The organism is Nocardia sp. CNS-044 (assembly GCF_059570515.1).
Window position 1 is genome coordinate 183092 of sequence record NZ_JCANSX010000006.1, and the last position, 8042, is coordinate 191133.

The 8042-nt window shown below is 66.6% G+C and carries 9 protein-coding genes; 4 read left to right on the top strand and 5 right to left on the bottom strand.

The annotated features are described in order from the left end of the window. Positions 1 to 43: 43 nt before the first annotated feature. Entirely contained in the window at positions 44 to 1456 is a 1413-nt protein-coding gene (locus T333_RS09670; RefSeq protein ID WP_496424265.1) for an amidase, read from the bottom strand. Between the two features lie 239 nt (positions 1457 to 1695). Between T333_RS09670 and T333_RS09675 the strand changes: the two genes are divergently transcribed. Together T333_RS09675 and T333_RS09680 are read left to right on the top strand one after the other, a co-directional pair. Then, positions 1696 to 2316 carry a hypothetical protein gene (locus tag T333_RS09675; RefSeq protein ID WP_496424758.1) on the top strand — a complete coding sequence of 207 codons (621 nt, stop codon included), beginning with the start codon at positions 1696 to 1698 and terminating at the stop codon, positions 2314 to 2316. A gap of 1 nt (position 2317) precedes the next feature. Then, on the top strand, positions 2318 to 3559 hold the full coding sequence (locus T333_RS09680; RefSeq protein WP_354999078.1) for an MAB_1171c family putative transporter: 1242 nt from the start codon (positions 2318 to 2320) through the stop codon (positions 3557 to 3559). A 9-nt stretch (positions 3560 to 3568) separates the two neighbouring features. Here the strand turns inward: T333_RS09680 and pgfA are convergent, their stop codons facing one another. From pgfA to T333_RS09700, 4 genes are read right to left on the bottom strand one after another with little or no spacing between them, the layout of a single operon-like run. Beyond that, positions 3569 to 4609: a cell envelope lipid trafficking protein PgfA gene (gene pgfA, locus T333_RS09685; protein ID WP_354999077.1), complete on the bottom strand. Its 1041-nt coding sequence runs from the start codon at positions 4607 to 4609 to the stop codon at positions 3569 to 3571. After that, positions 4606 to 4773 carry a DUF2613 domain-containing protein gene (locus tag T333_RS09690; RefSeq protein WP_354999076.1) on the bottom strand — a complete coding sequence of 56 codons (168 nt, stop codon included), beginning with the start codon at positions 4771 to 4773 and terminating at the stop codon, positions 4606 to 4608. The genes pgfA and T333_RS09690 overlap by 4 nt, the downstream gene beginning before the upstream one ends. A 28-nt stretch (positions 4774 to 4801) precedes the next feature. Further along, positions 4802 to 5584 carry an Rv1157c family protein gene (locus T333_RS09695; RefSeq protein ID WP_354999075.1) on the bottom strand — a complete coding sequence of 261 codons (783 nt, stop codon included), beginning with the start codon at positions 5582 to 5584 and terminating at the stop codon, positions 4802 to 4804. A 49-nt stretch (positions 5585 to 5633) separates the two neighbouring features. Beyond that, positions 5634 to 5813, bottom strand: a complete 180-nt coding sequence (locus T333_RS09700) for a hypothetical protein (protein WP_496424266.1) — start codon at positions 5811 to 5813, stop codon at positions 5634 to 5636. 483 nt (positions 5814 to 6296) lie between these two features. On the opposite strand from T333_RS09700, the gene T333_RS09705 reads away from it, so the two are divergent. Beyond that, positions 6297 to 7166, top strand: a complete 870-nt coding sequence (locus T333_RS09705) for a class I SAM-dependent methyltransferase (protein ID WP_354999073.1) — start codon at positions 6297 to 6299, stop codon at positions 7164 to 7166. Positions 7167 to 7252: 86 nt separating this feature from the next. Beyond that, on the top strand, positions 7253 to 8011 hold the full coding sequence (locus tag T333_RS09710) for a thioesterase II family protein (RefSeq protein ID WP_496424759.1): 759 nt from the start codon (positions 7253 to 7255) through the stop codon (positions 8009 to 8011). The last annotated feature ends 31 nt before the right edge of the window (positions 8012 to 8042 follow it).

Below are 8042 nucleotides of genomic sequence, written 5' to 3' on the forward strand. Positions count from 1 at the left end.
AGCGCCTAGCAGATTGCTCCGCACGAGGTTTCGCCGGACGAGCTCAGCTGCGCAGGTCCGCGGTGATTCGCGGGAAGGGGTTCTCCGCTTCGAGGAGGTAGCCGATTTCGAGGAGGGTGCGCTCGTCTCCGTATGCGGCGCTGCACATTACGCCGATGGGCAGTCCGTTGGAACCGAGGCCCATGGGCAGTGCGATGGCCGGTGATCCGGTGACGTTGTTGATCGGTGTGTAGCCCGCGTATCGGAACAAGCGATCGATGAGTTGGTCGGCGGGCACCGTCGGACTCAGATAGCCGATCGGCGGGACGGTGTGGGTGGTCACCGGTGAGAGCACGAGGTCGTAGTCGGCGAAGACGCGGTCGTAGATCTGCCTTGCCCGGCGCAGCCGGTACAGCGCGCCCGCGCTGCCGACGAAACGTTCCCGGTGGTATCGGCCAAGTCCTTTGGTCAGGTCGTCGAGGGCCGCGCGGTCGAACGTTCGGCCGTGCAGAACCTTGCCGGTCAACGCCGCCATGTGCGCGAGCAACGCCCAGTAGAGCAGGAAGTCGTCGGCGAGCCGTCGGGCGAACGGCACACCCAGCTCTTCGACGTGATGTCCGGCCTTGTCCAGCAACCGCGCCGCCCGCTCGACGGCCGCGCGGGTCTCGGCGTCCGGCTCGTCACCGGTTCCCGAACCGAGCAGCACACCGATGCGCAGCTGCCGGTCCGCCGGGCCCTCCACCATCCCGATCGGAGCCAGCTTCGGGTTGCGCCAATAGCTTTCGGCCGCTGCGGTATACGTTGCGGTATCGCGCACCGTTCTGGTCAGCACACCCTCGGAGATGAGCCTGATCGGGAGTTGGCGGGCTTGGCTGTTGTCCAGGTGCCGAAACCGGCTCGGCTTCAGCGCGACGAGCCCCGCGCACGCGGCCGGGATGCGCAACGATCCCCCACCGTCGTTCCCGTGCGCCACCGCCACCACCCCCGCGGCGACGAGCGCCGCACCACCACCGGACGACCCGCCCACCGAGTACTCCGGATTCCATGGGTTGACGGTCGGCTCCGCGTTCTGGAATTCGGTCGTCGGATTGAGCCCGAACTCCGGCAACCGCGTCTTGCCCAACAGCGTCACTCCGGTACTCAGGAACTGCCGCGTGTACGCGTCGTCACGCGCGGCGGGCCGCGGCCGAAACGCGAGACTGCCATGGCGAGTCGGCATCCCCGCCACATCGGCGTTGTCCTTCATGAACGTCGGCACCCCGAACCACACGCCCGACCGCTCCCCCGCGAACCGCGGCCGCTCGTAACAATCCAGCTCGACGGCATGCAGCACCGGCTCCACGCGCTCGGCCCGCACAATCGCCGCCCGAGCCACCTCCTCCGGACTCACCGCACCGGACCGAACCAGCGCCGCCAGCGCGACGGCATCGTGCTCGGCGAGGACGTCATCGGTGAACGCGTGCACACGGTCGGCCATAACAGCGCTCGCAAAGGTGATCGAGGTCCACGTGGTTTATGGACAGTCGTCCAAACTACGAGCATCATACGCGCGTCGACCTGGACCGCACCGATATCGAGTTGGACCGAATCGTGCGGCACCGACGACATCGTCGTCATTGCGGCCGAGCTCCGGTGTGCCGACCGCACGCGAATCTCGACACCATGTGTTCAACCATCGCTCGAAGCCGCCGTTCACCACCATCGTGCACCTTGAAGGTGCGCGACATTGTCCGCGAAATAGACTGTCCAACAACAACCTGCTACGCAGGCGATTACGCCCACCACGACATCGGCACAGGTCACGCGATCAACGAGGAAAAGGTAATGGAGGATCTCACCGCGCGATTCGAGGAGCTGAGTCGCCTGGTACCGATCCCCCACCCATGGGACACAACGGAATACATCGCGCGGGTGGCAGAGTACCGGGGACGGCCGATCTCGTTGTGCCCAATCGACGTCGACGCCCTCTTGGGGAACGGATGCGGCACCGGAAGTGGCCTGTGGATTGCGCGGGAAGGCGACGACGTGATCATGTACGGGGCCGACACCGAATGGCATGCCGATCAGATCATCGCCCACGAGATCGGTCACATGCTGCTCGGCCACGGAGACACTGCGAGCGGTCCGGGTGGCGCCGCGGCTGATCTGCCGTTGCGCGAACTGATGCCCTCGCTGTCGCTGGAATCCATCCGCAGCGTGCTGGGCCGCCAAGACTACGGCAGCGAGCGCGAGCGCGCCGCCGAAACGTTCGCCGACCTGCTGCTGGTCGAAGCGATGCTGCCGAAGCGGTCGGCGAGCCGGTTCCGCTCGACGTTCTTCCGAAACCGGCACCGCTGAGATGACCTCCCCGATCCCGGGTCTGATCACCTGGCCCGTCCTGGCAGGCATCGCGTTGGTGCTCGCCGGTCGCTGCTGGCTGTTACGGGACAGCATCGTCGACCGGCTCATCAACCGTGGGCTCGCCGCCACTCTCTGCGCGAACCTATTGCAAGAGGCGTGGTTCGAAAAGTCACTGGTATGGCTGCTGCCCGGCGACGACAGCGATGTGGTGAACATCGCCCGACAGCTCTCGCTGGGAGCATCTGTGTTGACCGTCTCGCACGTCTACGGCGTCGCCAAGCTGTGGGCAGGCGCCGAACCCGCACACGCGTGGCGCAGGCAGCGGCGTTACTACCTCGTCACGATCACCACCACCGCTGTCATTCTGATCGCAGGGACGCCTGCCCGCCGCGCCGATCAGTTGATCGACCAAACCCTGGGCTGGCCCGCTGTCGTGGTCTGGGTCGCGTTCTCCCTGCCGCTCGGCGCTACGGCACTGCTCCTCGGCCGGATATGTGTGCGCGAGATTCGCATCGCAAGCGCCACCACCTGGCGGGAACGTGCACTTTATACGACGAGCGTGTGCAGCACGCTGGGCCTAGGAGCTGTAGCGGTCGTATACCCGCTCGAAACCGCCATCAGTGTCATGACAGGCCAACCATCATTCGCTCCCGAGATGCACTGGAAAGGATGGAGCGGCTTCCTCATCTCGGCCGTCGCCGTTCCCGCCGCGGTCACGGTGCCGCTGATCAGCACTCTGCTCGCCCACACCGGATGGGACCGCACCGGCCGATACTGCCGCCGACTTCAGCCGTTGTGGGCCGATCTCACGGCAGCCGTGCCCGAGATCGTCCTGGAGACGCGGCGCGACCACAACGGCCGGATAGATCCAGCCATCCGCCTACACCGCATGACGGTCGAGATCCGCGACAGCCTGCTGCATCTCAAGCGCTACAGCGACAGCCCCGGCGATCTGGCCGCCGCCGGCGGTGACCCACGTATCTCCGCTCGTCGCATCGCCGAGGCCATCGCCACCAAAGCTGCCGGGCACCCCCCGAGCACGAGCCGGTTCACGCCCCGGTACCAAGTCCGATCGGGCGCACGGGATCTCAACGCGGAGCTGCGCCGTCTACTCGCACTCGCGAAGGCATGGCCGCACGCTCGCGGCCTGCCCCGAACCGCTGGCCTGCCGACTGTTCGGAACGGCAAACACCTCGGCCTTCCGCGCCGAACGCGGGAGGCCGAGGTGTTCGGGCTGTGAATTGGTTCGCTAGAACCTTCCGGTTCGACGACCGCGGGAACCGCCACTGAGCACCCCGAGCACGATGCCGCCGACCAGGGCTATCGCGCCCAAGATCCCCAGGGCGATGGGGAGGGTTTGGCCGAAGAGGGTGAGTCTGTCGAGGCTCTCCTGGGTGACGGCCAGCTGGGCATCGATGGTCTTCTCGTCGAAGACGAGGTGGGACTTGAGGGCCGTGACGTCGACCTGCCCGGCGCTGCGACCGTAGAACAGGTGAATCTGCTCGCCGCCCTTGAGGACCGCGCCGGTCTTCGGCTCGACCCACACGTCGCGGGTGTTGGTGTAGAAGCGGGTCATCGTGACCGGCTCCTCGCCCTCGAGGCCCCACTTGGCGGCGGGGAGGGTGAGCTTGTTGGTCGGCGCCTGCACGACGTCCCACATGTTCGTGACCGGGATCGTCTGGCGGAAGTGATAGACCGGCACGCCCTTGATCTCGGTCTCGTCGACGTACTCGATGTCGTAGGTGGCGCGGGCGTTGAGATCGAAGTAGGGGTAGGACTTCTTCTCGGTGCCGATCGGGAAGCGGTACTGCAGACCGGCGCGCTGCGACGGGTCGGCCACCGACGCGCCCGACTTGTCGACGGAGACGGCGATGGAACCGTTGGGAGACACCGGGATCGGCTCGCCCGTCTTGCGGTCGATGGTGACGCGGTCGATCGAGGCGGTGAGCAGACCGGTGTCGCCCTCGCGGTCGTCACGACGCAGCGTCTGGCCCGCCTGCACCGTCATCTGGTCGGCGTCGGACGGCTCTTCGACGGTGAGGAAGCGCTGCGAGACGATCGGCACATTGGTGTCGACCCTGGCCGAGCCCTCGGGCGAGGTGAGCGACTTCGAGTCCAGCACAAGGCTTTCCTCGCCGGGAACGTTCTTCGCGATCGTGGTGATCCGCAGGTCCAGCGGCGTCTTGGCCACTTTGCCGACGGTGTAGTTGGGAATCATGACCGCTGCCACGAGCAGCAGCGCGCCGAGGCCGACGAGGAAGCAGGCGATGGTCCTGCGCCCGTTGCTCATCGGCTGCCGTACGGCGTGTTGGCCAGCGACGAACCGGGGTCGACGGTCGTCTCGGGCGCCGGGATCGAATTCTGTTGCACGCCAGTGGTGACGCCCAGCACGGCGACCACCCCCAAGGTCGCGCCGGTCAGCCCGCTGACCAAGCCGGAAACGGCAAACTTCATAGATCGAACTCCAATACGTTGCGTCGACTCAGGCGACGGTGAAGAACCCTAGGGTCGGCGCGAAGGTGCAGGTACGAGCGCCGGAATCGGCGGTCGTGGTGGTGAGCGAGCCGGAGATCACCGCGGCGACGCGGCCCGAGCCGGTGTCGGCGAGGGCCGACAGCGTGGCGGGACCGTCGGCGTTGAGCTCCGACTCGTTGGTGAGCGGCTGGACACCCGAACGACGGTTGTCGAGGTTGACCCACTGCACGGTCAGCGGCGGATTTTGCACGGCCGCAGGGGATTTGGTGCCCAGCGCGGTGAAGACGAAGCCGGTCTGGCCCGCCTTGGGTCCCGGCGGCGGCAGTTCGGCCGGACCGGGAACGGCCAGCGCGGCGCCGACCGAATCGGAGGTCGGTCCGATGCAGCCCTTGCCGATGGTCGGGTAGAGGAACTGGGAGATTCGCGGACCGTCCGACGGCGGGAGCTCGGGGCCACCGCCACCGCTACCGTCGAGGAAGGTGATGACCCTTTCCAGGGTCGCCTTGACCTGCGGGGGGATGCCGGGTGTCGCGAGCAGTGCGCGCGCCTGGGCGAGGATCGCGGCTTTTCCGCCGTCGGCGATGGGGGCGGGCGCGGAGATGGCGCTGACGATCGTCGGCGCCAGCGCGGCCAGCGCCTCGGAGGGAACGTTCTCTCCGATCGCCGGAACGGCCTGCTGTGCCGGGGCCGGCCGTGGCGCGGCCATGGTCGGCGTCGGTGCGACGAGTGCGGCACTCGCCGTCAATACGAGAGCAGACAGAGCGGTCCGCGATCCTCGGGTGGGCAGCATTGGTCAGCCGTCCTTCTTTCTGTGAGATAGGTGGAGCAACCCGGAAAGGTCAGTGCGATCCCGGGCCACGCGCTCCTTCGCCGACGTGCGCGGCGGTCGAGCCGAACGGTCGACGGTTCGGCTCGATGGGTGGGACGGACGCCGCGAAAGCGAGCCCACGTCCCGCGCGGGTGAGGTGACCGGCCGTACCCGACATCGTCGACAACGGCGCGGAATCGATCGTGGACATCTGGACTTCCTTCCCGCCGCTGCTCGAGCCCCAGCGCACCATGATGAAACAGCATCCGACCCGTCTCGAGCTAGTGATTCGTGCGATCCAGAAAGCCGTTGGCAATACTTTGTGAAACGTCACAGTCGCCTCCGATCTACTGGCGGGTACGGACCGGCGCTGGTCGGTACGGGGGTCGACAACCCCCGACCGCGCGACGAACACCCAGCTCAACCGGTATCGCCGACGCCGTACGACCAGCGGGAACCGCACTGGGAACGTTCACAACGCCCTCGCGTCCAGCCGACGGCCGACAGCCGAGCGGACCCCGACTCGGTGACATCGGCGACCCACCGCCGGACGACGCGCACCGGCCGGTGTTGCCGCCAGCGCGAGCGCACCCGCGGGCGCGTGTGGCGGGCCGCGGCGTTTCCGGGAGTCGGGCGCCGCTGGCGGCGATGCGACAATTGAGCATCGTTTCGTTCGCTGTGCGAGACTGCACTGGTGGCCGAGACTGCTGATCTAGTTACCAACGTTTCCGACACCGCCCGTTGGGTGGCCGCCTTCCGAGCTGTCGAATCCGCCCGTCCCGACGCTCTTTTCCATGATCCCCTCGCCGACCGGGTCGCCGGCGAGCGGGGCCACGCCATCGCCGGCCGCACCCCCCTCTTGATGCACAACGGCTGGAATCTGGTCACCCGCACCAAACTCATCGACGACCTGATCATGAAGACCATCGAGCAGGGCTGCGATCGGGTGCTCAATATGGCCGCGGGCATGGATACCCGCCCCTACCGGCTGGATCTGCCCTCCGACCTGCCTTGGATCGAAGCCGATCTGCCCGCATTGGTCGAGGAGAAGAACGAGCTGCTCGCCGGGGAGTCGCCGCGCTGCGCGCTCACCCGCACGGCGGTGGACCTCGCCAATCCCGAAGCGCGGAGCGAGTTCCTGGACGAGGCCCTCGCGGGTGCCGAGCGGGCGCTGGTGCTCACCGAGGGACTGATCTACTACCTCACCGACGACGACGTCATCAGCTTGGCCGGTGCGCTGGCTCGGCCCGAAATCGCCTGGTGGGCATTGGATGTCAACAATACGGCGATTGTGAAGCGAATGAGCAAGGCCACCACCGAACTGCTTGCGAACGCTCCCTGGCACTTCGGTCCGGTCGATCCGCTGCGCTTCTTCGCCGATCTGGACTGGACGGCCGACGAGGTCGAACACCTTGCCTCGGCGGCGCGCCGGTTCCACCGGCTGCCCTGGTTCATGAAGCCGATCACGCTCTTCCCGCAGCCGGATCCCCGCAAGCCGATCCGAAACGCTTGGAAGCCTTGGAGTTCGGTGGTGCGGCTCAGGCACACACCACCGAGCCGTTAGCTCGCGAGCCCTAGTCCTCGAGGCGCACCACCGCAGGCACCCGGCGGTGGTGCGCATCCGTGTCGTCACGAAAGGCTTTCCGCCCAATGGGTAATAGCTGGCTACGTCGCCTGTCCCCCGCGACCGGGGATGGATCCCACAAGTTGTTCTGCTTTCCGCACGCCGGCGGCTCCGCCATATCTTTCGGACCATTGGCCAAGTGCATGGGACCGGAATACGACGTTCTTTCTGTCCAGTATCCGGGCCGGCAAGACCGAAGGCACGAACCGCTCGTGGACAACATTGCGGATCTCGTCGACGGCCTGCTTCCCGAACTGACAGAAGCGGTCGACGATGCCGAGAGCTTCTCCATATTCGGGCACAGTATGGGCTCTGTCGTAGCTTTCGAGGCCTGCAGGCGGCTCGAGCGCGAATTGGTAGCCGGCCCGAGAGTCCTGTTCGCCTCGGGTCGGCGCGCCCCTTCGGCGGCGAAGTCCCAACTGCGAGTGCACCTGCTGAGCGATCGAGAACTCGGTGAGCATCTCCTGCAGTTCGGCGGTACACCAGCGGCGTTGCTCGAGGATCCAGACTTTCGAGAGCTGATCCTGTCTGTCGTCAGGAACGACTACCGAGCCATCGAGACTTACCAGTGCCGTGCGGATGCGATGATCAGCAGCCCAATCGTCGCGATCACCGGCGATCGTGACCCCGATGCGGGTCTCGCGGAGATCGAGGTATGGGGCTCGCACACCTCCGGAAGCTTCTTCGCGACCTCCTTTCCAGGCGGTCATTTCTTCATCGATTCGAATTGCCGGCCGATCGCACAGCTGATCCGCGATCATTGCGCTCGGGCGCTGTCGAGCTGACGGAACGACCGGGTGGGCAAGTCGCCCACCC